A 26,186-nucleotide genomic window follows, 5' to 3' on the forward strand; every position below is an offset into this window, starting at 1 on the left:
TATATTTGTTATCATTCATTATGGAAGTTATTTCTAAAATTATAATTCTTTTGATCTTCTCTTATTTTGGAGCTGGTGTCAGGTAGTTTATTTCGAAATTATGGAAATCTAAAAAAAAATTCAAGGATTTTGTAAACGATGATTCATATATGAATAGAATAATTGGGATATTAATACTCTCGGCACCAATAATTATATATAATTTGATCTAGACAATTACAAAATGGGAATATGTCGATTGTGTTTAGAAGATAAAAAACTCATAAAAGCACATATTATACCTGATTTTATGTATAATGGAATGAAAGATGATAATAATATCTTTCATTCTATGAAGGATATTTCTGATGAAATTAGGCTAACCAAATTACAAACTGGAGAGTTTGACAAAACAATACTTTGCGAAGATTGTGATAATAGAATACTAGGTGGTAAATATGAAAAATATGCTAAATCCATAATTTTTAGTGAGAAATTAAATCTTGATTCTTACCCAATTTACAAAGCAGAAAATGGTAAGAACTTCTCTATTCTCAATGATATTAGTTACAATAAAATAAAATTATTTCTATTGTCAATATTATGGAGAGCAAGCATTACAAAGAGACCATTTTTTAAGGAAGTTAATCTAGGACAGAACCACGAAAACCGTATCAAAGAAATACTTTATAAAAGTATCATTCCTGATGAGTTAGAATACCCAATACTGGCGACATCTTTTTCACAAACAAAACATCCTTTACAACAGGTAATTGCACAACCAAAAAAAATTAAATTCCCTTATAATATAAAAGGATATATTTTCTCAATGAGAGGTTTGAATTTTATTTTTCTGGTTAACTCAGTAAATCACAATCTACCTGTAAGTTTGAAGGAGTCTATTATAAATAAAAACAATGAAATTACAGTTTTTTACGATAATAACAAACAGGATTTCAATATTCTAAACTCAATTTTAAAATAACAACAAATACTAGTAATAAGAATTATGTTTTATCAGTTTCATTCTGAATCAAAGGACTAGTTTTTTTGCCATGGTACTAAGTTTTTTCAAGTTTAAAGAAATAAAAACAAGCGCGAATTAATTAATTGGTTAAAACGTACTCGCGTTGTTACAATTCATTTAATTTTATAAACTAAAATTATCCTAAACTAAACTATTGCATGTTTCATCATTCACATCCGTATGAACCATACTTTCCTGAGGGAGCCACCAAGCTGATTGTTGGGACCTTGCCGCCGCCAAGATTTACGGTAGGGCAATTTAAAGAAGGCGATGTGGATTTTTGTTATGGTAGTATCAGCGGTCTACTTTGGCCGGTGTTGGATAGAATTTTTGAGCTTAAGCTGGACTATGAAACTACCGAGTCAGCTATCGAGCAACGCAAAGCCTTTTTGAAATCCAGAGGAATTGGAATTTGCGATATTGTCGCCTCCTGTCAGCGGACTAAGATTGATGCTTCAGATCTGGGTATGGAAAATATAGAGTTACGTGATCTTATTGGATTTTTAAAAAAATACAAGCGTATTGACACCTTACTATTCACTGGGGGAAATAGTAAAAATGGCCCTGAATATTTTTTTAGAAAGCATTTAAAAGAATGTAACTTAAAACTGGAACTCCTAACTAACGAAATTCCAAGAATACACCAGTTTCAACTACCCGATGATGAAGAAGCAACCGCAACACGTACGATAAAAACTATTTCTTTAACTGCACCTTCCGGAGCTGCAAACAGAGCTATAGGGAGTATGGAGTTGTACAAACACTTAAAAAATAAAAACCCTGAATTCAATACCATTGATTTCAGGGTGTTGCAATATAAAAAATTCTTTTAAATTAAAATTACATGAGTTCCTTATCAGGGTCATGCGGCAGGGAGGTAGGTTTTATTTTAAATTTTCTACGTGGAGGTCGTAATCTTCCATACGATCCCAAAAAAATTTTCCCTCTTTTTGTTTTACGATCTCCTTTTCCCATACTATGATTTTTCTTCTTTTTTCTCTTTAAGCGAACCTTTTTTGGTGGTCGATATGTCTTTAGGTTTATCCTTAGGACCCAATGAACCTAGCGGTTTGTCCTGATCTTTTCTTTTTAGCTTTTTATCTTCAATACTTCCCATACTATCATTATTTTTAGAGTTACCTAAAGATAACTGATTAAGGTCTTAAAAAATGATAAAGCCCTCATAAACTCAGGTTAATTAAGAGTTGTCTCAAAAATCATTGCGTCTTCGTGACAGCTCGTTCTTCTTTTTTCTCTTTTATGTATCGATACCCTTGATACACTAATTGGACTACTGTGAGTATTCTAAAAAACTTTTTCATGCTACATTTTTTTGGCGTGATACAAAATAATTCACGCAAGTGAAATATAAAAATATAGCACTAACTTCACTGGTATCGAATAGATAACATAGTTTAACAGCAGAGTGTTAATACAATGAAAATATCTTAATTAGCGTATCGCTTTTATAAAACTATCGATCTGATCCACTCCATGTGCTGTCAAATGTTTTACGAAGGCAGAGCCGATAATAGCACCTTTTGTAGTTTTGGTGGCTTTTTCAAAAGTTTCCTTATTACTAATACCAAAACCTACAATTTGAGGTGTTTTTAAACCAAGTCCGGCGATACGGTCAAAATAACGTTGTTGTTCTTCACCAATACTGTTTTTGGCGCCCGTAGTACTTGCAGAACTTACCATATAAATAAAACCGTTAGAAATACTGTCAATTTCGTTAATACGATCCTCAGAAGTTTGTGGTGTGATTAAAAAAACATTAGAAAGACCATACTGTTCAAAAATCTCTTTATAGTGCTCAGTATATTCCTGTACCGGAAGATCCGGGATGATTAATCCATCGATTCCAATCTGCTGACATTTTGCGCAAAATGCATCTACGCCATATTGCAGCATTGGATTAAAGTAGCCCATAATCAATAGGGGAATGCTAACCGTTTTTCTAATATCTTTGATTTGATCAAAAAGCACTGCGGTAGTCATTCCGTTACGTAACGCTTGTGTAGAGCTTTCTTGAATTGTGGGGCCATCGGCTAAGGGATCGCTAAAAGGTAAACCGATCTCGACCATGTCAACGCCGCTTTCTTCAAGAGATTCCAGTACTTTGACCGTATCTGTCAGTGCTGGATATCCAGCGGTAAAATAGATAGATAACAGTTTTTTATCTTCGGCTAATTTTTTATGTATTCTATTCATGTACTTTTTATTAAGACATTTCTCTACAATCCAGAAATGCGATGTTTTTAGTAAGTATTTTACAACTTAAAATAATCGATATACGTATTTAAATCTTTGTCTCCACGTCCTGATAAATTGATGACAATCACATCATCCGGATTAAATTTACGTTCTTTAAAGATGGCGAGCGCATGCGAAGTTTCAATCGCCGGAATAATTCCTTCCAGTTTTGAGAGTTCTAGGCCGGCAGCCATAGCTTCGTCATCGGTTATAGAGATAAATTCGCCTCTTCCGGTCCTGAATAAGTTAGCATGCATCGGTCCAACACCCGGATAATCCAAACCGGCAGAAATAGAATAGGGTTCGGTAATCTGACCGTCTTCTGTTTGCATCAATAAGGTTTTACTACCATGGATAATCCCTTCTTTTCCCAAAGCCGATGTTGCAGCACTTTCTCCCGTATAAATTCCTTTTCCGGCGGCCTCTACCGCTATAATACCAACGTCTTCCTGATCCAGATATTGATAGTAAATACCGGCAGCGTTACTACCGCCACCCACACAAGCAACTACATAATCAGGGTTTTGTTTTCCTTCTTTTTCTTGTAACTGCCATTTTACCTCTTTTGAAATAACTGATTGAAAACGTGCCACCATATCAGGATACGGATGAGGACCTACCACAGAGCCAATTATATAGTGTGTGTCGACAGGATTGTTAATCCAATCCCGAATTGCTTCGTTCGTAGCGTCTTTTAAAGTTTTACTTCCCGAAGTGGCGGGAATTACTGTCGCGCCAAGCATTTTCATACGTGCAACATTGGGTGCTTGTCGCTCGATATCTATGGCACCCATATACACAATACAGTCCATCCCCATCAGAGCGCAAACCGTGGCTGTAGCTACGCCATGTTGACCGGCACCTGTCTCGGCAATAATGCGTTGTTTACCCAGTCGTTTCGCCAATAAGATCTGCCCGATAGTATTATTTACTTTATGCGCACCGGTATGACACAGATCTTCACGTTTCAGATAGATTTTGGTGTTATATTTTTTAGAAAAACGTTCCGCAAAATATAAAGGCGTAGGGCGTCCTACATAATCTTTTAATAGTTGATTGAACTCCTGTTGAAAGGAAGGTTCATTCATGATCTTTACGTATTGCGTTCGCAATTCCTCAACATTGGGATAGAGCATTTCAGGGATGTACGCTCCACCAAAATCTCCATAATATCCTTTTTCATTAACTTGATAACTCATAGCTTTTTTTAATTAATTTCTATGTATGAAAATTTATACTAATTCACTGATCTTGATGATACAAGTCAGTTATAAATGTTTTTAATTGATCGGTGTTTTTAAATCCCGGCTTGCTTTCAAACTTACTATTTACATCTATCGCGTGAAGCCTAGCCGCTTGCGGTTGCTTCATAAACTCACGTAAACTATCAACCTCATCAAGTCCGATACCACCGCTAAGAATGAATGGAGTATCTGACTCATATTTTGATAACAAAGTCCAATCAAAAGTTACGCCATTACCACCTTTATTTTTTCCTTTGGTATCAAACAAAAAACAGTCAACAATTCCTTCATACGGATTGAGTTGGCTAAAATCAAACTGATCTTTTACCGAAAAGACCTTCCACAGTGCTATTTGGTTTTGAGACGTTTTTGAACTGTCGTTAGCCTCTTGTACATTTAATTCATTTCTCAATTTTGTGCAAAACGCTACAGATTCGTTACCATGCAACTGTACGGCTTTTAATTTGTGTGTTTTTACCGTTTCCAGAATAAAAGAAATTTCGGCATCTACAAATACGCCTACACCCTTAATCTCCTCCGATAATTTGGGGATGCTTGCTTCAAAATTTCGTGGAGAGTTCGTATAGAAGATAAAGCCCAGATATCCAGGTTGCAATGCAGCCACATCCTCGATATTTTCTGGCACCTTCATACCACATACTTTAAGTTGTACTGAGTTTTTCATACTAGTTTATCTATTGACTACTCAATTGTTTTACAAATTGCATCGCGCTTGCACCGGGATCTTCTGTTTTCATAAAGTTTTCTCCGATTAGAAATCCTTGATACCCATACTGTTTTAAATCTTTGATCGCTGACACTGTACTAATTCCGCTTTCTGATACTTTTACAAAGTCATTTGGGATACGACTGCTTAGTTCTTTACTAATGTCGGTACTAACCTCAAAAGTTTTCAGATTGCGATTATTGACCCCCAGCATATCCAGCGAAGGCATAAGAGATTTTTCTAATTCCTCTTGGTTATGAACTTCTAAAAGTACATCCAATCCTAATTGTTTGGCAAAGGTTGACAATTCCTTGATTTGATCTTTACTCAACACGGCAGCGATCAATAAAATCGCATCAGCCCCGTAGGCTCGGGCTTCTAGTATTTGGTAAGCATCAATGATAAACTCTTTACGTAATAAAGGAAGTTGTACAGCTGCTCTAGCCAATAATAAATCATCTAAGGAACCTCCAAAATATTTTCCGTCAGTTAACACAGAAATTCCGTTAATTCCTGCATTCTCATACCCTTTGGTTACATTATCGACAGAGGTGTTGTTGTTGATGACTGATTTTGAAGGAGATCTTCGTTTATGCTCAGCTATGATACCAATATCACTCGTTCTTAAGGCATCTGCAAGCGATTTAGTGTCTCGCTCAAATAATACGGATTGTTCCAGCTGTTTTACGGGAATGAGTTGTTTTTTTAGCGCAACCTCTTTGTACTTATCTGCAACTATTCTATCTAAAATATTCATTATTTATGCGCTTAACTGTTGAACCTTCTTTAATACTTCTAATCCCTTGCCTGAAAGTAAGGATTCTTTTGCTTTTTCAAAACCTTGCAATGGCGTTAAATTTTCTACAGTAGCGATTGCCATACCTGCGTTGGCGCACACTACATTATTTTGAGCTTGTGTTCCTTTACCGGAAAGTACATTCATAAAAATTGTGGCTGCATCTTGAATAGAGTTTCCGCCCGAAATCTCCTCCTGAGATAAAGCGGTAATGCCGAAGTCCTGTGGACGCAACATACCTTCAGAGTGATTCGAGATTATTTTGGTATCACCGGTAAGGGAAATCTCGTCATACCCGTCAAGAGCATGCACGATGGTATAGTTTTTATCTGTATTTTGATAGAGATATCCATACATACGTGCCAATTCTAAATTGAAAACGCCAACAATTTGATTTTTTGGAAATGCAGGGTTCACCATCGGGCCTAACATATTAAAAAACGTCTTTACCGCGAGTTCTCGGCGTATCGGAGCGACATTCTTCATTGCAGGATGAAAAAGAGGTGCATGCAATACACATATTCCTGTCTCTGCGATACTGCGTGTCAAGAAATCTTTATCGTTACTAAACTTTATGCCTAAATGTTCCATGACATTTGAACTTCCACACGTAGAGGATACTCCGTAGTTTCCATGTTTTGTGACATGTATGCCTGCTCCGGCAGTAATAAACGATGAGAGCGTTGAGATATTAAAGGTGTCTTTGCCATCACCTCCCGTACCGCATAAATCGATGGCATTATAGTCGCTAAGATCTATAGCGACGCAGAGTTCCAGCAAGGCATCTCTAAACCCTTCAAGTTCATGTACAGTAATGCTTCGCATCATGTATACGGTAAGAAAAGAAGCAATTTGACTTTGATTATATGCACCATTGGAGATGTTTACCAATACCTGCTTGGCCTCATCCTTTGAGATGGTTTCGTGATTAATTAATCTATTTAGTAAATCTTTCATTTTACAATTTTGAGCGTGTTCGTTTTCTTTATGGAATAGGATCTTATAAATTCACCCAGTTTTCCAATATTTTTTTACCATCGGGAGTGAGCACCGATTCCGGATGAAATTGTACACCACAAACGTCATACGAGTCATGTCGTAGCGCCATTATCTGTCCGTTCTCATCATAGGCAGTAACCTTGAGACAATTAGGTAAATTTTTATCAGAAACTACCCAGGAGTGATAGCGGCCAACGGCAAATTCTTCATTGAGACCCGTAAACAAAATCTCGTCCGGTACAGTGACTTTTACTTGGGTAGCTACACCGTGGTAAACTTCATTAAGGTTTGTCAGGCTACCGCCAAAAACTTCTCCTATGGCTTGTTGACCAAGGCATACGCCAAAAATACTTTTGGTAGGTGCATAACGCTGTATGATCTCTTTGAGCAATCCTGCCTCCTCGGGAATACCGGGTCCGGGAGAAAGTAAAATTTTATCAAAAGCTTCGATCTCATCCAGATGAATTTGATCATTACGTCGTACGGTGACTGCACAATCTAAATCCTCCAGATAATGAACCAGATTGTAAACGAAGGAGTCGTAATTGTCAATAACTAATATTTTTTTCATTGCTTGTATGCTATTTTCGAGTGTGAATCGAATGGTTTCTTATATTGTTTGTGTTAGGGATAGCAGCCGGCTACCCTGCCTTGCCGTCAGGCAGGTATGTAGCGCGAATAGCCCGACCCGAAGGGTAACACCCCTATATTCCTTTTGCTAATTCTAATGCTTTGGTAAGTGCACCAAGTTTATTGTATACTTCTTGCAACTCACTTTCTTCGTTAGATTCATTTACCAAACCGGCGCCTGCCTGCCAATGTAATTCGTGATTTTTACTCAAAAATGTACGGATCATAATGGCATGGTTAAAGTTGCCTGAAAAATCCATGAAGCCTATGGCACCCCCATAAAAATCACGATTGACAGTTTCATATTTTTCTATGAGTTGCATGGCTTTGTGTTTGGGAGCTCCACTTAAAGTTCCGGCAGGAAACGTATCTGCTACCACACGCATGGTTGAGGTATCGGCGTGTATGTTACCGGTCACCTTGCTTACTAAGTGAATCACGTGAGAGAAGAATTGAACTTCGCGATAGTTCTCTACCATAACGTGTGAGCCGTTGCGACTTAAATCATTACGTGCCAGATCCACGAGCATAACATGTTCTGCATTTTCTTTTTCATCCGCTGCTAGTTTTTTTGCCAGTTCGGCATCTTGTTCGTCATTACCGGTTCGTTTAAAGGTTCCGGCGATCGGGTGAATCTCAGCTACTTTGTCTTTGACTACCAACTGCGCTTCTGGAGAACTCCCAAAAATTTTGAAATTTCCGTAATCAAAATAAAATAGGTAGGGAGATGGGTTAATACTACGTAAGGCGCGGTAAACATTAAACTCATCGCCCTTAAATTTTTGCGAAAAGCGTTTGGATAGTACGAGTTGAAAGACATCACCGCGCAGACAATGCTTTTTAGCTAAAGTTACCTGAGCTTTGTATTCGTCATCATTAAGATTAGAAGTGGTCTCACCAATCGTCTCAAAGGTATAAGAAGCAAAATTTTTAACTTGTAGCAGAGATTCTATTTGCGCAATATTATTCTCGGTTTGGTAACAGTGTGCGAAAATATAGGCTTCATTATTAAAATGATTAATGGCTATGATATTTTGATACACTGCATAGTAGACATCAGGAATGTTTAGATCCCCTTTTTTCTTACTAATTTCTACATCCTCAAAATAGCGAACGGCATCATAAGAGATATATCCAAAGAGGCCGTTATTGATGAACTTGAAATCATTTTTTTCTGTGTGGAACTGCTTTCCGAAAGTTTCGATGACTCCAGGGACATCAGTGTGTTCATCCACTTTTGAAGTAGACGAGGTACCATCGGGGAAAGTCTGCGTTATGATTTCATTCTCGATCTTAATGCTTGCGATCGGATTACAACATACGTATGAAAAGCTATTTTCGTTACCACGGTAGTCACTACTTTCTAGCAGAAGACTGTTTGGGTAGCGATCTCGTATCTTGAGATAGACACTTACCGGAGTAATCGTGTCCGCCAGAATTTGTTTGAATTGTGTGGTTAAAGTATAACTCATAATAATGTCTGATCTTTTTGGCAATTATTTGATTTGTTCACTGGTTGAATTTTAAGCATAAAAAAAGGCTTGTCGTGATGACAAGCCTTGGATATGTTTACTTAACATAATGATAGGAGCTATCTCACGAGATTTCGTTTTGATATGACCACCACCAAGTATTTGTTAAGATTAAATTCATTTCTACTTTTAATTTGCTCAAAGATATAAAATAAATATAGTGAGATGCAAAAAAAATTACATTTTTAATGTTACATCCAATGTAAAGTCATCAGAAATTGCTTTGTCTCCTAAGTTATCAAAGAAACTACCTGATCCGTATTTAATATCATATTTAGTACGATCTACATCCAGGGTAGTAGTAGCAATATCTTCATCTACATACATATCAAAGGTGATAGGTAGCGTTTTTCCTTTGATTGTTAAGTCTCCTACAACCTCGTATGTATCATCATCAGACATAGTTGCTGACTTAATTGTAAGCATTGCTGTATTATGATTTTTGATTCCGAAGAAATCATCAGAAGATAAATGTCCTTCTAACTTTTCCTTTCCTTCACCTGCCTCAAGGTCTGTTACTACAAGAGACGTCATATCTACTGTAAACTCTCCACCTACCAGCGCATCACCTTTAAACTCTAAGAATCCATTAGAAAAATTTAATGTCCCGTTGTGAGAACCTGTGATTTTTTTACCGGTCCATTCGATAGTGCTCTCTGAAGTGTCGATGTCCTTACGTTGTGCGTCTGCAGTTGTTGTAAATAATGTTGCAGTTACAAGAATTATTGAAGTTACTATTGTTTTCATAAGTATTAAATTAAATTAGTGATTGTTTATGATCTAAGTTTGTCTAAAAGTGTGTTGAATTGTTCTAACTCACTTTTTGTGAAAGGAGCTGTCAGTTTTTTTTCCAGATGTTCTATTACCGGATCCACTTCGCTTAAAAAGTTGAGACCTTCCTGAGTAATGGTGATTTCAATCTTTCTGCGATTGGAAGGGCATACACGACGCTCTACCAAACCCTTGTTAATAAGCTTGTCTACCAATCGTGTTGTATTACTCATCTTGCTTACCATTCTTGTCTGAATAGTTGATAGATTGGCAGGTGTTCCTTTTTGACCTTTTAAAATTCTAAGTACATTAAATTGTTGCACTGAGATATCAAATGATTTTAACTCGGCATTAATCTGCTCTTTTAAGATACGCTCCGTATAAATCAAATTAATCAACACCTTTTTGTGCAAGGGGAGTTTCGCTTTGGTTTTAATGAGGGTTTCTATATTCATTTGTATATACAACAATTGTTTATACAAATATAAGGTAACATTACGGAATGTAGGAGTGGTTCATCCATTAAACTTATGTTAATTTTTCCGATATCACAGGAAGGTACGGTGTTACTAAAATAATCTTAAACTCTGCTAACATGCGTATTAATTGCTGTTAATTAACTTTTTGTTGCAATAAGGAGATGCTAATTTGCATTGCTATGAAAAAAATATCCTTTGCTTTGAGCTATCTGGTTTTGATCGGTTTTTTGTTTTCTTGTAAACAGAAGCCGGCCGAAATTATGGATCCCATTGCGATCGTTGAGGCTAAGGGTTATGCTATTCCGGTATATGATTTTGAAAACTTTAAAGTGCTTTTGGGTAAAAAAGATGATAAAATACGGGTGGTGAATTTTTGGGCAACCTGGTGTAAGCCTTGTATTGAAGAGATGCCTTATTTTGAATTGGTTAATAGCGCCTATGCAGATAAGAACGTTGAAGTGATTTTGGTAAGTTTAGATGTGCCTTCACAAATAGAATCTAAACTAATTCCGTATCTGGAGCGTCAAAATATACAGAGTCAAGTAGTTGTTTTGGATGATCCGGATGCCAATTCATGGATACCAAAGGTAGATGAAGATTGGACAGGGGCAATTCCTGCAACCTACATATATAAAGGAAATGAATGTTCTTTTTATGAACAATCATTCTCTTATAATGAATTGGAAAAAGAACTAAAAAACTTTATTCCTTAAAAAGTAATAAATAACCTTAAGAATTTCTCAATATGAAAAGTATAAAAATTATAGTAGCTGTTGCCTTTATGGTGCTGATAAGCTCTTTTGCGATCAATCAAGTGGGGAACTCAAATTCTGATAGCGGCTACGCGATAGGAGATGCTGCTACTGACTTTAAATTGAGAAATATAGATGACTCTTTTGTCTCTTTATCCGATTATCCCGAGGCAAAAGGCTTTATTATTATTTTTACCTGTAATCACTGCCCATATTCGGTTGCTTATGAGGATCGAATCATTGCATTGGATCAAAAGTATAAATCACAGGGGTATCCGGTAATTGCTATTAATCCAAATAATCCAAAGGCGTATCCCGAAGATAGTTTTGAAAAAATGAAGGAACGTGCAGCTTCCAAGCAATTTACTTTTCCGTATCTTTTTGATGAGGATCAAACTATTTATCCGATATACGGAGCTACCAAGACGCCGCATGTGTATTTACTCAAAAAAGAGAACAACGCTTTAAAAGTTAAGTATATAGGGGCGATTGATAACAACTATAAAAATGCACTAAAAGCAGATCAAAAGTATGTGGAGGACGCTGTTGGAGCATTACTATCAGGCAAAGCAGTTCCTGTAGAGACTACGCGTGCGATAGGGTGTAGTATTAAATCTTAAAGTGCAACTCGTTAACTAAAAAAAGTGGAAAGCAGAAGATATTGTCAAGACTTCTTATCTTTGTATGAAATTTTATAAAAAGATAAACCAATGGCAGTAGATTTAAGTCAAAATGAGTGGGATGAGCAGTTAGCTAAAGATGATAATGCAATTGTTTTGGACGTCCGTACCGAAGAAGAAGTAGAAGAAGGGCACTTGCCTAACATGCAGCATATTGATATAAGACAGGGACAAGGGTTTCTGGATGCGGTGGAAGCGCTTGATAAATCAAAAAATTATTATGTGTATTGCCGCTCAGGAGCACGTAGTTCGCAAGCTTGTACACTTATGAATCAAATGGGTTTTGAGACCACTTATAATTTGGAAGGTGGCATTATGAATTATGAGGGTCCAATTGAACAATCATAAGTATATGCACTACCTACCCAGAATTGTAGTGCTGTTAATGCTTTTAGTATTTTCTAATTGTACTACTGCGACTAAGAAACCGGTAACGACCGAGGCGGTTATCGAACGAATTACATCAGAAGAGATGGTGAAATTGATGGAAGATCAAAAGATTCTAGTAATTGATGTTCGTACACCAGAAGAGTTTGAAACCGGCTATATCAGTGCTGCAGAAAATATAGATTTTAGGAATAAAAACTTTATGGATTCTATAGCAACGTTAGATAAGTCTAAACCGGTGATCGTTTACTGCGAACGCGGGGGACGAAGTTTGAAATGTTCTCAAATCATGAAAGAGGCTGGATTTACTAAGATTTATGATTTGGATGGCGGAATTTCACAGTGGAAATTTGATGGTCGTGACGTAGCGGTTGACTAAATAATAACCATACCCAATCTTATACATCCTATCGGCATAGCTGATAGGATTTTTTTTCTTTCTAATTTTTTCCATGTACTCAGAAGGCTAGGTACTAAATAAAAGTTAAACTTTTATTACTCAATAGTAATACTATTACCTTTGTAAGGTAAACAATGGAAAGATTATCACTTCATATCACCATTAGCCCTGAGCTTTATACCAAAGACCCTGAATCTTCAGTACTGGGACGAAAGATTATATCAAAAGGTATCGAAATGATCACTGATTTAGGTTTCGAGAGTTTTACTTTTAAAAAACTCGGGGGAGCCATAGGTTCAAATGAAAGTTCTGTCTATCGCTATTTTAGTAGTAAACATGCTTTGTTAGTATACCTAATTAGTTGGTATTGGAGTTGGATCGAATACAAATTGGTATTTGCCACAACTAATGTTACCGATCCCAAAGTGCGTTTACAGGAAGCTATAATTCTCTTAACACAAGATGTTACCGAGGACCATTCGTTCTCTTATATTAATGAGATTTTATTATATCAGATTATTATCTCAGAGTCTACCAAAGCATATTATACCAAAGATATTGATGCGGAAAATGAAAAAGGATATTACAAAACCTATAAGCGCGTAGTACAGCGTGTTAGTGAATTGGTACTGAATGTGAATCCTGCGTTTGAATTTCCTCATATGTTGGTCTCCACAGTTATCGAGGGAGCCCATCATCAGCGATATTTTTCTAAGCATTTGCCAACCCTTACCGATATAAAGGAAGGTGAAAACTACATTGTTCGTTTTTATACTGAACTTGTTCAAAAAACTATTCAATGAAAAAGGGTTTAAGCGAAACACATGCATCACTTAGGTTAATGGCAGTTATTATGACGCTGTCGTTAGTTTTTATACAGCCGGTATTGCAAGTTATGTTTTTTTTGGATGATACTTCTCCTACAGTTTTGATTTTAGGGAGTGAAGAAAATAATGAGGAAGATCATAACCTGCAAACCGCGGTAGATCATTATAAGCTAGATCAACCTTTGCTAGTTTCTTTCTTATGGGATGAGATCAAGTCCCCGACTAATTTTGGTTACTATACCACCCGTGGTTTTTCAGAAATCATTCTGGATATTCCCATTCCGCCACCCGATGTAGTCATATCTTAATACTTCTTAGTGTTGTGATTCACAACCAATTTTACCTGTTTCTTTAATTTACTTTTAATTATATCGATACATAGTAACAATAACTAGTGTGTCGTTACAAATCCAGAATAAATGAAAAAGACTATGTCGCCTTGGCAACGATTTATTGGCTTGTTGCAGTTAGACAGACGTGATATCAGACAAATCTTATATTATGCGGTTTTTGCGGGACTGGTGTCTCTGTCATTACCATTAGGTATTCAGGCAATTATCAATCTTATTCAAGGGGCACAGGTATCTTCCTCTTGGATCGTTTTAGTAGTATTGGTAACGCTGGGAGTAGCTTTTCAGGGAGGATTGCAGATTATGCAGATTCGAATTTTAGAGAATATTCAACAGAAAATTTTTACACGTTCTTCTTTTGAGTTTATCTATCGTTTTCCCAAGATCAAAACCAGCGAACTCCGTAACTATTATCCTCCGGAGTTGGCCAATCGTTTTTTTGATACCTTAACTGTGCAAAAAGGATTATCCAAACTCCTAATTGACTTTCCGGCTGCGGTGCTGCAGATTGTTTTTGGAATCTTACTGCTTTCTTTTTACCATCCGTTTTTTATAATCTATGGATTGCTATTGATCGTATTAATTTATATCGTTTTCAAATTCACAGCACACAAGGGATTGGAAACAAGCCTTAAGGAATCAAAAAATAAATATAAAGTTGCACACTGGATACAAGAGACGACGCGCTCTTTGATAAGTTTTAAACTTTCGGGCAATACGTCGCTTGCCATGAACCGCAATGATAAACTCACTACCGAATATCTGGATGCAAGAGAAAGTCACTTTAAAATTTTGCTACTTCAGTTTATTCAGATGGTAGGATTTAAGATTTTAGTGACTGCGGGTTTACTTGTAGTAGGAGGTTTGTTAGTACTTAATCAGCAAATGAATATCGGACAATTTGTGGCAGCCGAGATTATTATTCTTCTAGTCATTACTTCAGTAGAAAAACTGATTAAAGGACTAGAGACCTTTTATGATGTATTGACTTCGCTAGAAAAAATCGGACAAGTAGTAGATAAAGAACTGGAACCTCAAGACGGGGTCGATCCTTTCGAGAATCAGCAGAATCTCAAAATTGAATTAGAAAATGTAGCCTATACTACAAATGATGACTTTTCAATTCTAAAAAATATAAACCTAACAATTTCTCAATCAGATAGAATTGTGTTGGGGGGTCCCTCCGGTTCAGGAAAAACCACGTTGCTTAAATTGCTTTCAGGTATTATCTACCCAACTTCCGGAACGTTGTATGTCAACGATGCTTCTATCAAAGGGATCTGGCCTAACAAATATCGCAGTCACATTGGGCAAGTTTTGCCCGAGCAACAACCATTTGAAGGAACATTATTGGAAAACATCACCTTTGACGACCCACAGATAACTAGAGAGCGGGTGCATGATGTGCTTAAAAATCTAGGCTTATTATCCTTTGTGAAGCAACAAGCTAATGGACTGCAGACCATGTTGTATCCACAAGGACAGCAGATGCCCTACACCATCTCAAAGCGAATTATTTTGGCCAGAGCTATCATTCACGAACCTAAACTTTTATTGTTAAAAGATCCGCTGGAGCATTTTGAACCCAATGAATCCGCTGCGATTATTGAATATCTGACGAGACCGGAGCAACCCTGGGCAATTGTTGTGGCTTCTCGTAACCCACTTTGGCTTCGCAAGGCATCGTCAACTTTAGAACTTAATGAAGGAACTTTAAATCATACGCGCAATGCTTAATATATCAAATAACCAACTTAATAAAACGGTAACGTTAGAAGGGTATACCGCTTTCGCGAAAGCGTTCAAAACGGCGCACTTTAAACTTTTTAATCGCTTCCTTTTAGGTTTTGCGATCTTAGGAGTAATCATATTGTTTTTGCCATGGACTCAAAATGTAACCGGTAATGGATATGTGACCACCTTGACGCCCGATCAACGTCCGCAAACGATTCAATCCCCGATTCCCGGACGTATTGAAGAATGGTATATCAAAGAAGGGGATTATGTAAAGAAGGGAGATACAATTTTACATATTTCAGAAATTAAAAATGAGTATCAGGATCCACGATTGGTGGAACGTACCAACCAACAAAAAGATGCCAAGAGTCGATCGGTACAGTCCTATCAGGATAAAATAAAAGCACTGGGTAACCAGATTCAAGCATTACAAGCAGAACAGGCACTCAAATTAAAACAAGCCAAAAATAATCTGGTACAAGCTCGGCTTAAGGTTAAGAGTGATAGTATCGATTTTCAGGCAGCAAAAACAAATCTGGATATTGCAGAGCGTCAGTTCAACAGAACTGTGACACTGCAAAACGAAGGATTAAAGGCAGTAACCGATGTAGAGGAAAAACGACTAAAATTGCAAGAGACGCAGGCAAAATTAATTTCGCAAGAAAATAAACTATTGTCAAGCCAAAACGAAATTATCAATGCGCAATTAGAAATTAGCAGGACGCTGGCAGAATACACCGATAAAATTTCAAAAGCACGTAGTGACCAGTTTACCGCAGAGTCCAATCAGTTTGAGGCAGAAGGAGAAGTAACCAAGCTGGAAAATCAATCAGCCAATTATCAAATACGTAATGATCTCTATTATATCACTGCCCCACAAAATGGATATATAACCAAAGCAATATTCGGCGGAATCGGAGAAACGTTCAAAGAAGGTGAAAAATTGGTGGGTATTATGCCAGCTAACTATGATTTGGCAGTTGAAACCTATGTCGAACCTTTAGATTTACCGTTAATTCATTTGGGAGAAGATGTACGGATTCAATTTGACGGCTGGCCGGCAATCTTTTTTAATGGCTGGCCCAATGCCTCCTTCGGAACCTTTGGCGGTAAGGTAGTTGCTATTGAAAATTTTATTAGTAAAAATGGTAAATTCAGAATCCTAATTGCGCCTAATAAAGAAGATACAAGCTGGCCAAAAAATATTCGTGTGGGCTCCGGAGCCTATACCATTGCACTTTTGGAAGATGTTCCTATTTGGTATGAAATCTGGCGTCAGCTTAACGGTTTTCCTCCTAATTATTATGAATCGGCAGCTAAAACTCAAGAAGAAACCAAATCCGATACATCAGATAAAACTGAAAAATAGATGAAAGCAAACCTTTTATATCTAATAGTATTTTGCTGTTTAGGACGAATACAGACTATTCAAAGTCAGCAATCAATGGTTCAGAATAAACAGAATAATATTTCCACTCAGGAACAGGTATTAACCTTTGAGGAATATTTGGGTTATGTAAAACAGTACCATCCGTTGATCAAGCAAGCAAATTTACAGCTCAGCGTGGGAGAAGCTACCTTGCTACGGGCTCGTGGAGGTTTTGATCCAAAGATTGAGATAGATTACGATCGTAAAAAGTTTAAAGGGACCGAGTATTATGATCAATTAAACGGAGCATTTAAGATACCAACCTGGTATGGGATCGAGCTAAATGCCAAGTTTGAGGAAAATACAGGACAGTTTTTGGATCCCAGTTTAACTGTGCCTGAAGATGGTTTGTATAGTGCCGGAGTTTCATTTTCATTAGCGCAGGGTTTTTTGATGAATGAGCGAATGGCCATGCTTAAAAAAGCACGGGTATTTATGGATCAAACTGAAGCGGATCGCATACTATTAGTAAACACACTAATTTTTGAAGCTAGTAAAGCATATTTTGAATGGGCTGAAGCAGCAAACGAACAAGATATTTACGAGAATTTTTTGCAGAATGCCCTAATTCGGTATGAGGGTGTACAACGTAATGTTGAGGTAGGTGAAGTAGCTGCTATTGATGCTACCGAAGCACGTATTATTTATCAAACACGACAACTTGATCTGGAAGCTGCGCAACTCAAAAAAAGAAAAGCAGCATTAAGGGCAAGTAATTTTTTATGGCTGAATGAAGTGCCGTTGGAAATACAGGAAGATGTAGAACCCGAACTGCCAAAAGAGCAAATTCTGGCCTCATCGTTGCAATTGCAAAATGATGAACTACTCAATGAACTTGAACTTAATCATCCTAAATTAAGAAGTTTAACTGCCAAAATTGAAGGATTAGCGATAGATCGCAGATTGAAACGAAATAAATTATTACCTAAACTTGATTTACAATATAATTTTCTTACTCAGGAAGCCGAGCAGGTGAATACGCTGAATACTGCTAATTATAAAGTCGGTGTCAATTTTAGTTTTCCATTATTTCTACGAAAGGAGCGAGGCGAGGTACAATTAGCTAAGTATAAGCTGCAAGATGCTACGTTTGAGAGAATGTCGGTAACGGTTGAATTACAAAATAAGATTGAAGCTACCCGGGTGGAGATCGCATCTTTAACAGACCAGAATGCGCTTATTTTGGATATGGTTGGTAATTACCGGACGCTGTTAGTGGCCGAAGAACGTAAATTTGAGTTGGGAGAGAGTTCATTGTTTTTGATTAACTCTCGCGAACAAAAATTAATTGAGATCTTGTTGAAGGCAAATAAGTTGCAGGTAAAGTCACTACATGCCAATGCAAGTTTGTTTAATGTATTGGGTGTGACAATAGAGTAGGGGATTTGAAAAGATAGAGCAGAGAACAGAGAACAGAGAAAATAGAGCAGAGAACAGAGAAAATAGAAAAGAGAATAAAAAATAAAGAACACGGAATAAAGAATTATGGTTCCTGCCTCTTTCATACAGACTTTCATCTTATAATTTAGCATACATTGCTTAAAAAACACAGAATCGAGTCAAAAGTCAATTTTTGTAAACCCTTGCTACCACTGCTTGGAAAGTTGCCGCACTTGTCAGGAAGGTTTCCCGGTGGTGGGAAAGTTGCCGCCCGTGTCCTGAGCGTTTCCCGATAGTGGGAAAACGTGCCGCCCGTGTCCTGAGCGTTTCCCGATGGTGGGAAAACGTGTCGCCCGTGTCCTGAGCGTTTCCCGATGGTGGGAAAACGTGCCGCACTTGTCAGGAAGGTTTCAAAATCTATTTAGCGGTCAAATAGCTTATCTATAATAAATTATGTAGTTTAGTAACATTAAAACCCACTACCAACTTCACTTAGTATCCTTTGGGTAGTGTTTGTAAAAGAGAAATATAGTTACCTATGGTAAACATATAAAGGAGTATAGTTACCAAAGGTGACTATATAACATTGTTGTATGCAATAGTCAAGTTCGCAAGGACAATTTTTTCGGAGGGTTGCGCGAGGGTTATGGAGTTTTCCTCTGATTAACTATGCGGACAAAGCCTTTGATAAAAGGAGTTGTCCAAGTACTTTTCGATGATATCGTGGAGAGTTTATACTATCCAAACGTTAGCACGTAAAAAAGTACTTGATCAAGGTCGTGAAAAATTTTTACAAAGTCAAATTTGAAACGGACTTGCGGGATGTTAATCAGTATAGAAAACGGTTTTTTATTCCATTCACCGACGGACCATACATGGCCATGTATATTCCATAGGTTCGGGTAGCTCCGAAAAAGTTGGGGGCTATAATTTATGCCGAAGCTGAACTACTGTTCCTTTATTTTTTTAATTTTGGGAAAAGCTAAATTAAAAAGTATAAAGCACACAACACTATGTATGATTTCATTTGGCAAATAGTTTGTCTGCGCTATCGCTACGCAAACGATTATCACCAATCAAAACATACACCTAACGTTAGCAACAAGTTAAAACAATACGAACAACCAATTAGAACAATAACATAATATGGCAAAAAAGAAAAGCCAAAAAATGCCGAAATTCTCATCAGAAGAGACCTATGAACTACTTCGAATTAAAACAATTCAGAATGTAGAATCTGATATAAAAGAAAGATTGTTTTCAAAGTTAAAATTATGGGGGTTAGTATTTACAATAGCAATAGGTTTAGCAGGATTTTTAGGGTTTACAAGTTTCTGGTCTTTAATATCTAGCACAATTGACAATTCAGTCGATACTGAGGTTGAAAAAAGAATCAGTCCTCAACTTCTCAAATTAGAAAATCGGATTGATGACACTAGGGAAAGCAGTATCCTTGCTAAAAGTGCTAACCAAAAAATCAAAGAAACATCTGAAAGTGTTGAATTGCAAATTCAAAAATCAAATGAGAATATTGAACAAACAATGAGTTTGAATTCAACTGTAAAAGATTCTCTAAAAAGTCTTCAAAATTTAATAAAATCGCAGAATAAAGAATTAGTACGTTTAAAAGCTCAAATGATAAACTTGTTTAATAGTTTAAAAACCGAATCTTTTAAGATTGAGAATAATAGTAAGACTAGAATAGTTAAATTAAATGAAAAAGTAACTTTAGTATTTATGAGACTAGAGTCAATACCTATAGAGGTCAGTGTGAAACTACAATGGCATATTTATTCTCAACCACCAAATTCATTTTGGCTTGAGAAAAATATTTTAATTTTCAATTGGGGAGATCCTGCAAGTAAGTTAAGCACAAAACAAACTCACGTTTCTTATGCAACTGACCCAACCGATACTAATCTTTTAGGAGAATTAAGAGAAGTCAACGGCGAGATATTTGCAGGAGAAACTAAGATTTATGGTAGCGAAAAATAATTAAAAACCAGTTGCTAACACCGGTAACCGTTGCACAAGCCCTCAAGAAAGATAAGATCGGTATAATATCTTGGGTCTAAGCGCTGGTTTTTTAAAGCGATATACTAATAACTACTTCAATATAAATTGCTCTAAACGCTTTATTTCAGGTCTTAGAACGCATTTTAATTGAGAAATATGGACTAAATACACTCCCGATCTACTTATTGGGTTTTTCTTTATGAATTTTAAGTACTTCTTCAAATTATATGCGATAGCGGATAGATGCATTACTTTATTAGCTTGCTTAATTCCTATAGTATTGATTTTTCGCAAGCCCATAAACTGAATTGGCATTCCGAATACGGGTTCTACCGTAGTTTGTCATTTGCCTTTGTATTTAGTGAGACATATAGAAGATTCTCCTTTCCCTAAACAGGGAAAGGTGGCCAAGCAACGCGCGGTCGGAAAGGGTGGCGTCATGTTTCCTGTCATCGTGATTCCTGTTTCCTAATATAATCTTTTGCCTTCTGCCTCGTGCCTAGCATTAGCTTATTCAAAATAAAATTATTAGTTTAGTCATCATTAAAATCAGATTCCCACCCCACTTGGTAACCTTGCGTTACTTTTTATTTACTATATAAAGCATATATGTCTTTTATGCAATTGTTGTAGCCAATTAGAATGAAAAAATTTAGAGGTCAAAAAAAATATTACAAACGTCTCGAAATTGAAAATGATTTAGACAAAGCGAATTGGCTAGATTTTAGCGACCCTGAAATTTGGCTAGACAACTGGCATCTTCATTTTGACTGGAAAGGGTTAGGAAATAATAGTTTCAAAAAAAGAAAGCCACATCTTGATAAACTGATTAGACACTTTGAGCTCTTGGAAGAAGAAACAAAGAAATTAAATAAAGATTTTCAACTCTATGCAGTCCTACTTGATAATGATAGTTATTATGATGCATTGTTTGTGAATACATCAAATCCAAATAATAAGTTTCCTTGGAAATATGACAACCTAATAGCTAAAAGTAATTTGACAAATTCTGACCTTGAAAGATATGTAAATAATTTAGAAGGATTCGAAAAGTATTATGGTATTGCGGATGAAAATTTCTGTGTGCTTTACAAAAAAGGAATTGGTATTGAACCGAAATAAAACAAGCTAAAACACCGGTAACCGATGCACAAGTGCTCAAAAAAGATAAAATCGATATAAAATCTTGAGTCTAAGCGCTGGTTTTCTAAAACAATATACTAATAACTGCTACAATACAAATTGCTTTAAACGCTTTATTTCAGGTCTTAGAAAGCATTTTTAATTGAAAAATATAGGCTAAATACACTCCCGATCTACTTATTGGTTTTTTCTTAATTAATTTTAAGCACTTCTTCAAATTGTAAGCCATAGTAGCCATATGCATCGCTTTATTGGCCTGTTTTAGACCTAATAGTATTGATTTTTCGCAAGCTGATAAGCTGAGTTGGCATCCCGAATACGGGTTCTATCGTACTTTGTCATTTGCCTTTGTATTTAGTGAGACATATAGAAGATTTTCCTTTCCCTAAACAGGGAAAGGTGGCCAAGCAACGCGCGGTCGGAAAGGGTGGCGTCATGTTTCCTGTCATCATGATTCCTGTTTCCTAATATAATCTTCTGCCTTCTGCCTAACATTAGCTTATTCAAAATAAAATTATTAGTTTAGTCATCATTAAAACCAAATTCCCACCCCACTTGGTAGCTTTTTTAGTTGCCTTTTAATAATGATATTAGAGAAATATAGTTACCAAAAGTGAATATATAACAGTGTTACCATACATTTGAACCTAACTAACTATGAACGAATTTGACCAATTCACAAAATTGAAAACTGAACCAAATATTGGAAAACGAATTTTAGCAGGATTTGTAGATTACCTAATAATATATGTCTTCTTTTTTATCTATTTATTTGCGTTTGGAGAACCAAATTCTGAAGGAGAATATACTGTGAATGGATTACCAGCGCTTGTCCCAATAATATTTTGGGGAATTATGACAATCGGACTTGAAATCGGACTAGGAGCAACTCTCGGAAATTCACTCGTTGGATTAAAAGCCATACCGAAAAGCGGAATTAATCGGAATTTGACTTTTGGCGAATCTTTCAAAAGACATTTACTTGACCCAATTGATATGTTATTTTTTGGACTGATTGGATTGGTAACAATAAAAAATACAGATAAAAATCAAAGATTGGGTGACATTTGGGGAAACACAATTGTCGTGCGGAATCAAAATTTGACTGAATTAAAAACTGAATAAAAACGTATGGTAACAATTTATAACCGCAATTACGGGGGATTCGACTACGTCCGAATCCACGCGGAATTGCTAAAGGCCAAACCGAAAATTAATGCATATTAACCCGTAACTGACGGTTATACGAGGCCTTTGTACACAAGCTAACCCCCCCCATCAACTTAACTTCTTTATATATTAACTAAATTAGCTATTCTTAATAAAGAATAATGAGTAACACCTTTAATATATATTGTGATGAAAGCTGTCACATGGAAAATGACCATAAAAAATTTATGCTTTTAGGTTGTGTTAGTTCTGCTTATAATCAAGTAAAAAGACACACTTCTCGAGTAAAACACTTAAAAGAAAAACATAATTATTACGGCGAAATAAAATGGTCTAATGTATCTAGTTCTCAACTGTTATTTTATAAAGATTTAGTTGACTATTTTTTTGATACTGATATTATGTTTAGAGCAGTTATAATAGATAAATCTAAAATTAACAATTCCGCTTTTAATCAAGATTATGATGACTTTTATTATAAAATGTATTATCAGTTATTAAATCACAATAAAAATAGTTCTTTTAATTACAATGTTTATCTTGACATTAAAGATACTCTTAGTGCATATAAAGTCAACAAATTGAAAGAAATTTTAAATACAAAGTTTGGAGTCTTCAGAAATATTCAAAACATTCGTTCTCACGAAAGTATTTTAATGCAAATAGCTGATTTTATAATGGGGGCTTTATCTTACAATCTAAATAATTCTGAAAAGAAAGTAATAGCTAAAAAGCAAATAATAGAAAGAATAAAACAACACGCTCCTAATGGCTTAGATTGCAATTCACAATATGCTGATAAAAAATTAAACTTATTTTTTATTGAATTAAAATAATATGCCTTTTAATCAACTAAAAAAATATAACGATTTATTAGATATATCGGGTATGTCTCCCCAAATGAGAACTAAATCCTTAAGAGGTATCTTTGATAGGGATATCAGTGATGATAGTGAGAATTTCAAATTCAAGTCAAAACAGATTACTCCAACTCCTGCGGATGGTATAATTAAATTAGATACTTTATTTCGTCACCTGACAACCGTTATCGTCGATAAAAAAACAAGAAAAAGAGAATATGATGTTCATAGGTCTCAAAGACTACATTGGGTTAAATATCACATAAAAGAATTAAAAAAGGATGATGTTTTAATCTATTCAATAAAAGAACCTGATGGTTTTAGAACTTACATTTATGATGTTACTGAAAAATATGTAATTGTACTAGAACCACTTCGTAATAAAAATGAATATTATTTACTTTCTGCATATTATGTACGAGGAAAAGATGCTAAAAGAAATAAGTTTGTCAAAAAATACAAACGAAAATTAGATAATATCTTATAAAAAGCAAAAAACGCAGAGCATCTTGGCTTGCGTTTCTCGATTTCCTTCCTCCGAACGGTAGGATGAACTCGAGACAAATATATGACATAAGTATAATAACAAACAACTTTATTAACAATTATTATTCTTTATTAACAATTAATATAAAGCCAGTGTACAACAAAGGTAACCGTTGCACAAACCCTCAAAGAAAATAAAATTAGCATAAAACCTTGAGTCTAAGACCTAGTTTTCTAAAACGATATACTAATAACTCCTGTAATACAAATTGCTTTAAACGCTTTATTCCAGGTCTTAGAAAGCATTCTAATTGAAAAATATGGGCTGAATGTACTCCCTCTTTACGTATTGGATTTTTCTTGATGAATTTTAAGTACTTCTTCAAATTATATGCGATAGCAGCCATATGCATCACTTTATTGGCCTGTTTTAGAACTATAGTATTAGTTTTTCGCAAGCCCATAAACTGAGTTGACGTGCCGAATACGGGTTCTACTGTACTTTTTCGTTTGCCTCTATATTTAGTGAGTAATATAGAATTATGCTCCTTTCCTTAAACAGGGAAAGGTGGCCAAGCAACGCGCGGTCGGAAAGGGTGGCGTCTAAATATTAAATGCAAATCAAAAATTTTTAAATGTAAAAGTGATGCATAGTTGATCGGTTGTCAATAGAAAATCAAGAATTGAAGATTATCATCCTGTTACCTATCATCCTTTTTCTTGTCTACCTTCAATAAACCTTTGCCTCGTCCCTCGTGCCTAATATTAGCTTATTCAAAATAAAATTATTAGTTTAGTCATCATTAAAACCAGATTCCCACCCCACTTGGTAACGTGAAGTTGCCTTTTAGTAATGATATTAGAGAAATATTTTTACCAAAAGTGATTATATAACTGTCAGCTTCCCTTAAAACCGAACTGTTTAAAAGTAGAATAAAAATCTTAAATTTAAACAGTATGAGAAAGAGTAAATTTTCACCACAGCAAATCGCAAAGATTTTAAAGGAGTTTGACAACGGTAAATCGGTTGACCAAATCAGTCGCGAACATGGGGTTAGTTCGGCAGCTTTTTATAAGTGGCGTTCAAAATACGCGGGGATGAACTCAAAAGAATTGAAACGACTTAAGGAGCTTGAAGAAGAAAACCGAAAGCTCAAACAAATGTATGCAACCTTAGCCCTAGATCATCAAATGGCCAAAGACATCATCGAAAAAAAGCTTTAAAGCCTTGCCGTAAGAGAGCTATCTGTAAAGAACTTGCGCATTACGGTATCAGCAGGGCGTGCCGTGTTATGAATATGAGCAAGAGTGTTTTTTATTACAAGGCGCTACCAAGAGATGATTCTGAGATAGAAGAGGCTTTACAACAAAAAGCAGCAGAACACTCAGATGAAGGGTTCTGGAAAGCCTACGATCGCTTACGTGAAGAAGGAAAACCTTGGAACCACAAACGCATGCATAGAGTATATGTAACCTTAGGGCTACCTTTACGCAGAAAAGTAAAGAAACGATTACCGACAAGAGTAAAAGAGCCCTTAGAAGTTCCTTCAGACCTCAATCATACTTGGAGTATGGATTTTGTAACTGATGTCCTAGAGAATAAAAGACGTTTTAGAGCATTTAATATTATAGATGACTACAACAGGGAAGTTTTACACATAGAAATAGACTTCTCTTTAACAAGTAATCGTATTGTATGGGTGCTCAATCACCTTATCAATAAAAAAGGTAAACCACAACGAATTCGAATGGATAATGGTCCTGAATTCATTGCCAATATCACCAATGACTGGAGTCAGATGCACGCTATAGATTTTAAGTATATCCAACCCGGAAAACCGACTCAAAATGCGTTTATAGAGTGTTTTAATGGTACCTATCGAAGAGGTGTACTAGATAAGTACATTTTTGAGGATATACATCAAGTAAGAGAACAAACGCAGATTTGGATGGAGGATTATAATAATCACAGGCCTCACGATGCGCTTGGTAAAATTTCTCCAGTAAAATATGCCGAAATTAATTCTTCTGTGGCTAGCCACAGAAGAATTAAAAACAATAACTTTATTGAAATTTTAGAAAAATAAGCAGTTCTAATTAGGGGAAGCTGACATAACAATGTTGTGGTG

General features: G+C 36.0%; 29 protein-coding genes and 1 pseudogene. 17 read left to right on the forward strand and 13 right to left on the reverse strand.

Features of this window, described 5'->3' with window-relative positions; translation table 11 throughout:
• The first annotated feature begins 223 nt into the window (after positions 1 to 223).
• Entirely contained in the window at positions 224 to 964 is a 741-nt protein-coding gene (locus ACJRPK_RS09430; protein ID WP_407139664.1) for a hypothetical protein, read from the forward strand.
• Positions 965 to 1,164: 200 nt separating this feature from the next.
• Positions 1,165 to 1,839, forward strand: a complete 675-nt coding sequence (locus ACJRPK_RS09435) for a uracil-DNA glycosylase family protein (RefSeq protein WP_407139665.1) — start codon at positions 1,165 to 1,167, stop codon at positions 1,837 to 1,839.
• A gap of 7 nt (positions 1,840 to 1,846) precedes the next feature.
• Here ACJRPK_RS09435 and ACJRPK_RS09440 read toward each other — a convergent pair whose 3' ends face one another.
• From ACJRPK_RS09440 to ACJRPK_RS09490, 11 genes are all read right to left on the reverse strand, one after another.
• A complete protein-coding gene (locus ACJRPK_RS09440; protein ID WP_148782735.1) occupies positions 1,847 to 1,981 on the reverse strand; it encodes a 30S ribosomal protein THX in 135 nt (44 codons plus the stop codon).
• 1 nt (position 1,982) lies between these two features.
• Positions 1,983 to 2,123 carry a hypothetical protein gene (locus tag ACJRPK_RS09445; protein WP_407139666.1) on the reverse strand — a complete coding sequence of 47 codons (141 nt, stop codon included), beginning with the start codon at positions 2,121 to 2,123 and terminating at the stop codon, positions 1,983 to 1,985.
• A gap of 335 nt (positions 2,124 to 2,458) precedes the next feature.
• Positions 2,459 to 3,220, reverse strand: coding sequence for a tryptophan synthase subunit alpha (gene trpA, locus ACJRPK_RS09450; protein WP_407139667.1), 762 nt, complete (start codon positions 3,218 to 3,220; stop codon positions 2,459 to 2,461).
• 59 nt (positions 3,221 to 3,279) lie between these two features.
• On the reverse strand, positions 3,280 to 4,461 hold the full coding sequence (gene trpB, locus ACJRPK_RS09455) for a tryptophan synthase subunit beta (protein WP_407139668.1): 1,182 nt from the start codon (positions 4,459 to 4,461) through the stop codon (positions 3,280 to 3,282).
• Between the two features lie 43 nt (positions 4,462 to 4,504).
• Entirely contained in the window at positions 4,505 to 5,191 is a 687-nt protein-coding gene (locus tag ACJRPK_RS09460; RefSeq protein ID WP_407139669.1) for a phosphoribosylanthranilate isomerase, read from the reverse strand.
• A 10-nt stretch (positions 5,192 to 5,201) separates the two neighbouring features.
• Positions 5,202 to 5,990 (reverse strand): indole-3-glycerol phosphate synthase TrpC, encoded by a 789-nt coding sequence (gene trpC / locus ACJRPK_RS09465; RefSeq protein ID WP_407139670.1) that lies wholly within the window; start codon positions 5,988 to 5,990, stop codon positions 5,202 to 5,204.
• 3 nt (positions 5,991 to 5,993) lie between these two features.
• Positions 5,994 to 6,986: an anthranilate phosphoribosyltransferase gene (gene trpD / locus ACJRPK_RS09470; protein WP_407139671.1), complete on the reverse strand. Its 993-nt coding sequence runs from the start codon at positions 6,984 to 6,986 to the stop codon at positions 5,994 to 5,996.
• Positions 6,987 to 7,029: 43 nt separating this feature from the next.
• On the reverse strand, positions 7,030 to 7,599 hold the full coding sequence (locus ACJRPK_RS09475) for an anthranilate synthase component II (protein ID WP_407139672.1): 570 nt from the start codon (positions 7,597 to 7,599) through the stop codon (positions 7,030 to 7,032).
• Between the two features lie 133 nt (positions 7,600 to 7,732).
• Positions 7,733 to 9,130 (reverse strand): anthranilate synthase component I family protein, encoded by a 1,398-nt coding sequence (locus tag ACJRPK_RS09480; protein ID WP_407139673.1) that lies wholly within the window; start codon positions 9,128 to 9,130, stop codon positions 7,733 to 7,735.
• 237 nt (positions 9,131 to 9,367) lie between these two features.
• Positions 9,368 to 9,937 (reverse strand): YceI family protein, encoded by a 570-nt coding sequence (locus tag ACJRPK_RS09485; protein WP_407139674.1) that lies wholly within the window; start codon positions 9,935 to 9,937, stop codon positions 9,368 to 9,370.
• 26 nt (positions 9,938 to 9,963) lie between these two features.
• Positions 9,964 to 10,416 (reverse strand): MarR family winged helix-turn-helix transcriptional regulator, encoded by a 453-nt coding sequence (locus ACJRPK_RS09490; RefSeq protein WP_407139675.1) that lies wholly within the window; start codon positions 10,414 to 10,416, stop codon positions 9,964 to 9,966.
• Positions 10,417 to 10,619: 203 nt separating this feature from the next.
• On the opposite strand from ACJRPK_RS09490, the gene ACJRPK_RS09495 reads away from it, so the two are divergent.
• The 10 genes from ACJRPK_RS09495 to ACJRPK_RS09540 all read left to right on the forward strand — a co-directional run bounded on the left by ACJRPK_RS09495 (position 10,620) and on the right by ACJRPK_RS09540 (position 20,377).
• Positions 10,620 to 11,153, forward strand: a complete 534-nt coding sequence (locus tag ACJRPK_RS09495; protein ID WP_407139676.1) for a TlpA disulfide reductase family protein — start codon at positions 10,620 to 10,622, stop codon at positions 11,151 to 11,153.
• A gap of 32 nt (positions 11,154 to 11,185) precedes the next feature.
• On the forward strand, positions 11,186 to 11,812 hold the full coding sequence (locus ACJRPK_RS09500) for a thioredoxin family protein (protein ID WP_407139677.1): 627 nt from the start codon (positions 11,186 to 11,188) through the stop codon (positions 11,810 to 11,812).
• A gap of 90 nt (positions 11,813 to 11,902) precedes the next feature.
• On the forward strand, positions 11,903 to 12,220 hold the full coding sequence (locus ACJRPK_RS09505) for a rhodanese-like domain-containing protein (RefSeq protein ID WP_407139678.1): 318 nt from the start codon (positions 11,903 to 11,905) through the stop codon (positions 12,218 to 12,220).
• Between the two features lie 4 nt (positions 12,221 to 12,224).
• On the forward strand, positions 12,225 to 12,638 hold the full coding sequence (locus tag ACJRPK_RS09510; RefSeq protein ID WP_407139679.1) for a rhodanese-like domain-containing protein: 414 nt from the start codon (positions 12,225 to 12,227) through the stop codon (positions 12,636 to 12,638).
• 155 nt (positions 12,639 to 12,793) lie between these two features.
• The gene (locus tag ACJRPK_RS09515; RefSeq protein WP_407139680.1) at positions 12,794 to 13,462 is read left to right on the forward strand and encodes a TetR/AcrR family transcriptional regulator; all 669 of its coding nucleotides are present in this window, start codon (positions 12,794 to 12,796) and stop codon (positions 13,460 to 13,462) included.
• On the forward strand, positions 13,459 to 13,794 hold the full coding sequence (locus ACJRPK_RS09520; protein WP_407139681.1) for a hypothetical protein: 336 nt from the start codon (positions 13,459 to 13,461) through the stop codon (positions 13,792 to 13,794). Before ACJRPK_RS09515 ends, ACJRPK_RS09520 begins: the two co-directional genes overlap by 4 nt.
• Positions 13,795 to 13,905: 111 nt before the next feature.
• The gene (locus tag ACJRPK_RS09525; RefSeq protein WP_407139682.1) at positions 13,906 to 15,573 is read left to right on the forward strand and encodes a peptidase domain-containing ABC transporter; all 1,668 of its coding nucleotides are present in this window, start codon (positions 13,906 to 13,908) and stop codon (positions 15,571 to 15,573) included.
• Positions 15,566 to 16,942: an HlyD family secretion protein gene (locus tag ACJRPK_RS09530; RefSeq protein WP_407139683.1), complete on the forward strand. Its 1,377-nt coding sequence runs from the start codon at positions 15,566 to 15,568 to the stop codon at positions 16,940 to 16,942. Before ACJRPK_RS09525 ends, ACJRPK_RS09530 begins: the two co-directional genes overlap by 8 nt.
• A complete protein-coding gene (locus tag ACJRPK_RS09535; protein WP_407139684.1) occupies positions 16,943 to 18,382 on the forward strand; it encodes a TolC family protein in 1,440 nt (479 codons plus the stop codon).
• A 1,146-nt stretch (positions 18,383 to 19,528) separates the two neighbouring features.
• Positions 19,529 to 20,377 (forward strand): hypothetical protein, encoded by an 849-nt coding sequence (locus tag ACJRPK_RS09540; RefSeq protein ID WP_407139685.1) that lies wholly within the window; start codon positions 19,529 to 19,531, stop codon positions 20,375 to 20,377.
• A 111-nt stretch (positions 20,378 to 20,488) separates the two neighbouring features.
• On the opposite strand, the pseudogene ACJRPK_RS09545 reads toward ACJRPK_RS09540, so the two are convergent.
• Positions 20,489 to 20,725, reverse strand: a pseudogene (locus ACJRPK_RS09545) (hypothetical protein); the annotation flags it as partial.
• A 315-nt stretch (positions 20,726 to 21,040) separates the two neighbouring features.
• On the opposite strand from ACJRPK_RS09545, the gene ACJRPK_RS09550 reads away from it, so the two are divergent.
• The 4 genes from ACJRPK_RS09550 (at position 21,041) to ACJRPK_RS09565 (ending at position 24,058) form a co-directional block, all read left to right on the forward strand.
• Positions 21,041 to 21,520 carry a hypothetical protein gene (locus tag ACJRPK_RS09550; protein ID WP_407139686.1) on the forward strand — a complete coding sequence of 160 codons (480 nt, stop codon included), beginning with the start codon at positions 21,041 to 21,043 and terminating at the stop codon, positions 21,518 to 21,520.
• A gap of 678 nt (positions 21,521 to 22,198) precedes the next feature.
• The gene (locus ACJRPK_RS09555; RefSeq protein WP_407139687.1) at positions 22,199 to 22,666 is read left to right on the forward strand and encodes an RDD family protein; all 468 of its coding nucleotides are present in this window, start codon (positions 22,199 to 22,201) and stop codon (positions 22,664 to 22,666) included.
• Between the two features lie 206 nt (positions 22,667 to 22,872).
• A complete protein-coding gene (locus tag ACJRPK_RS09560; RefSeq protein ID WP_407139688.1) occupies positions 22,873 to 23,547 on the forward strand; it encodes a DUF3800 domain-containing protein in 675 nt (224 codons plus the stop codon).
• A gap of 64 nt (positions 23,548 to 23,611) precedes the next feature.
• On the forward strand, positions 23,612 to 24,058 hold the full coding sequence (locus ACJRPK_RS09565; protein WP_407139689.1) for a hypothetical protein: 447 nt from the start codon (positions 23,612 to 23,614) through the stop codon (positions 24,056 to 24,058).
• A 199-nt stretch (positions 24,059 to 24,257) separates the two neighbouring features.
• Here ACJRPK_RS09565 and ACJRPK_RS09570 read toward each other — a convergent pair whose 3' ends face one another.
• Positions 24,258 to 24,593 carry a transposase gene (locus tag ACJRPK_RS09570; protein ID WP_407139881.1) on the reverse strand — a complete coding sequence of 112 codons (336 nt, stop codon included), beginning with the start codon at positions 24,591 to 24,593 and terminating at the stop codon, positions 24,258 to 24,260.
• Positions 24,594 to 25,014: 421 nt separating this feature from the next.
• Here ACJRPK_RS09570 and ACJRPK_RS09575 point away from each other — a divergent pair.
• Positions 25,015 to 26,144, forward strand: a protein-coding gene (locus tag ACJRPK_RS09575; RefSeq protein ID WP_407139690.1) for an IS3 family transposase whose coding sequence is annotated in 2 segments (ribosomal slippage) — positions 25,015 to 25,276 and positions 25,276 to 26,144 — 1,131 coding nt in all. Because the reading frame shifts where the segments join, the coding sequence is not laid out codon by codon here.
• The last annotated feature ends 42 nt before the right edge of the window (positions 26,145 to 26,186 follow it).

It is taken from the genome of Aquimarina sp. 2-A2, from assembly GCF_045505135.1.
GTDB lineage: Bacteria > Bacteroidota > Bacteroidia > Flavobacteriales > Flavobacteriaceae > Aquimarina > Aquimarina intermedia.

Excerpts from the sequence above, each read along its gene's own strand:
- ACJRPK_RS09500 (WP_407139677.1), top strand. The coding sequence starts at position 11,186 with ATGAAAAGTATAAAAATTATAGTAGCTGTTGCCTTTATGGTGCTGATA.
- ACJRPK_RS09510 (WP_407139679.1), top strand. The coding sequence starts at position 12,225 with ATGCACTACCTACCCAGAATTGTAGTGCTGTTAATGCTTTTAGTATTT.
- ACJRPK_RS09440 (WP_148782735.1), bottom strand. The coding sequence starts at position 1,981 with ATGGGAAAAGGAGATCGTAAAACAAAAAGAGGGAAAATTTTTTTGGGA.
- ACJRPK_RS09565 (WP_407139689.1), top strand. The coding sequence starts at position 23,612 with ATGAGAACTAAATCCTTAAGAGGTATCTTTGATAGGGATATCAGTGAT.
- ACJRPK_RS09485 (WP_407139674.1), bottom strand. The coding sequence starts at position 9,937 with ATGAAAACAATAGTAACTTCAATAATTCTTGTAACTGCAACATTATTT.
- ACJRPK_RS09430 (WP_407139664.1), top strand. The coding sequence starts at position 224 with ATGGGAATATGTCGATTGTGTTTAGAAGATAAAAAACTCATAAAAGCA.
- ACJRPK_RS09520 (WP_407139681.1), top strand. The coding sequence starts at position 13,459 with ATGAAAAAGGGTTTAAGCGAAACACATGCATCACTTAGGTTAATGGCA.
- trpC (WP_407139670.1), bottom strand. The coding sequence starts at position 5,990 with ATGAATATTTTAGATAGAATAGTTGCAGATAAGTACAAAGAGGTTGCG.
- ACJRPK_RS09480 (WP_407139673.1), bottom strand. The coding sequence starts at position 9,130 with ATGAGTTATACTTTAACCACACAATTCAAACAAATTCTGGCGGACACG.
- ACJRPK_RS09555 (WP_407139687.1), top strand. The coding sequence starts at position 22,199 with ATGAACGAATTTGACCAATTCACAAAATTGAAAACTGAACCAAATATT.
- ACJRPK_RS09435 (WP_407139665.1), top strand. The coding sequence starts at position 1,165 with ATGTTTCATCATTCACATCCGTATGAACCATACTTTCCTGAGGGAGCC.
- ACJRPK_RS09505 (WP_407139678.1), top strand. The coding sequence starts at position 11,903 with ATGGCAGTAGATTTAAGTCAAAATGAGTGGGATGAGCAGTTAGCTAAA.
- ACJRPK_RS09550 (WP_407139686.1), top strand. The coding sequence starts at position 21,041 with ATGAAAAAATTTAGAGGTCAAAAAAAATATTACAAACGTCTCGAAATT.
- trpB (WP_407139668.1), bottom strand. The coding sequence starts at position 4,461 with ATGAGTTATCAAGTTAATGAAAAAGGATATTATGGAGATTTTGGTGGA.
- ACJRPK_RS09475 (WP_407139672.1), bottom strand. The coding sequence starts at position 7,599 with ATGAAAAAAATATTAGTTATTGACAATTACGACTCCTTCGTTTACAAT.
- ACJRPK_RS09495 (WP_407139676.1), top strand. The coding sequence starts at position 10,620 with ATGAAAAAAATATCCTTTGCTTTGAGCTATCTGGTTTTGATCGGTTTT.
- ACJRPK_RS09560 (WP_407139688.1), top strand. The coding sequence starts at position 22,873 with ATGAGTAACACCTTTAATATATATTGTGATGAAAGCTGTCACATGGAA.
- trpA (WP_407139667.1), bottom strand. The coding sequence starts at position 3,220 with ATGAATAGAATACATAAAAAATTAGCCGAAGATAAAAAACTGTTATCT.
- ACJRPK_RS09540 (WP_407139685.1), top strand. The coding sequence starts at position 19,529 with ATGGCAAAAAAGAAAAGCCAAAAAATGCCGAAATTCTCATCAGAAGAG.
- ACJRPK_RS09515 (WP_407139680.1), top strand. The coding sequence starts at position 12,794 with ATGGAAAGATTATCACTTCATATCACCATTAGCCCTGAGCTTTATACC.
- ACJRPK_RS09525 (WP_407139682.1), top strand. The coding sequence starts at position 13,906 with ATGAAAAAGACTATGTCGCCTTGGCAACGATTTATTGGCTTGTTGCAG.
- ACJRPK_RS09530 (WP_407139683.1), top strand. The coding sequence starts at position 15,566 with ATGCTTAATATATCAAATAACCAACTTAATAAAACGGTAACGTTAGAA.
- ACJRPK_RS09460 (WP_407139669.1), bottom strand. The coding sequence starts at position 5,191 with ATGAAAAACTCAGTACAACTTAAAGTATGTGGTATGAAGGTGCCAGAA.
- trpD (WP_407139671.1), bottom strand. The coding sequence starts at position 6,986 with ATGAAAGATTTACTAAATAGATTAATTAATCACGAAACCATCTCAAAG.
- ACJRPK_RS09535 (WP_407139684.1), top strand. The coding sequence starts at position 16,943 with ATGAAAGCAAACCTTTTATATCTAATAGTATTTTGCTGTTTAGGACGA.
- ACJRPK_RS09490 (WP_407139675.1), bottom strand. The coding sequence starts at position 10,416 with ATGAATATAGAAACCCTCATTAAAACCAAAGCGAAACTCCCCTTGCAC.
- ACJRPK_RS09445 (WP_407139666.1), bottom strand. The coding sequence starts at position 2,123 with ATGGGAAGTATTGAAGATAAAAAGCTAAAAAGAAAAGATCAGGACAAA.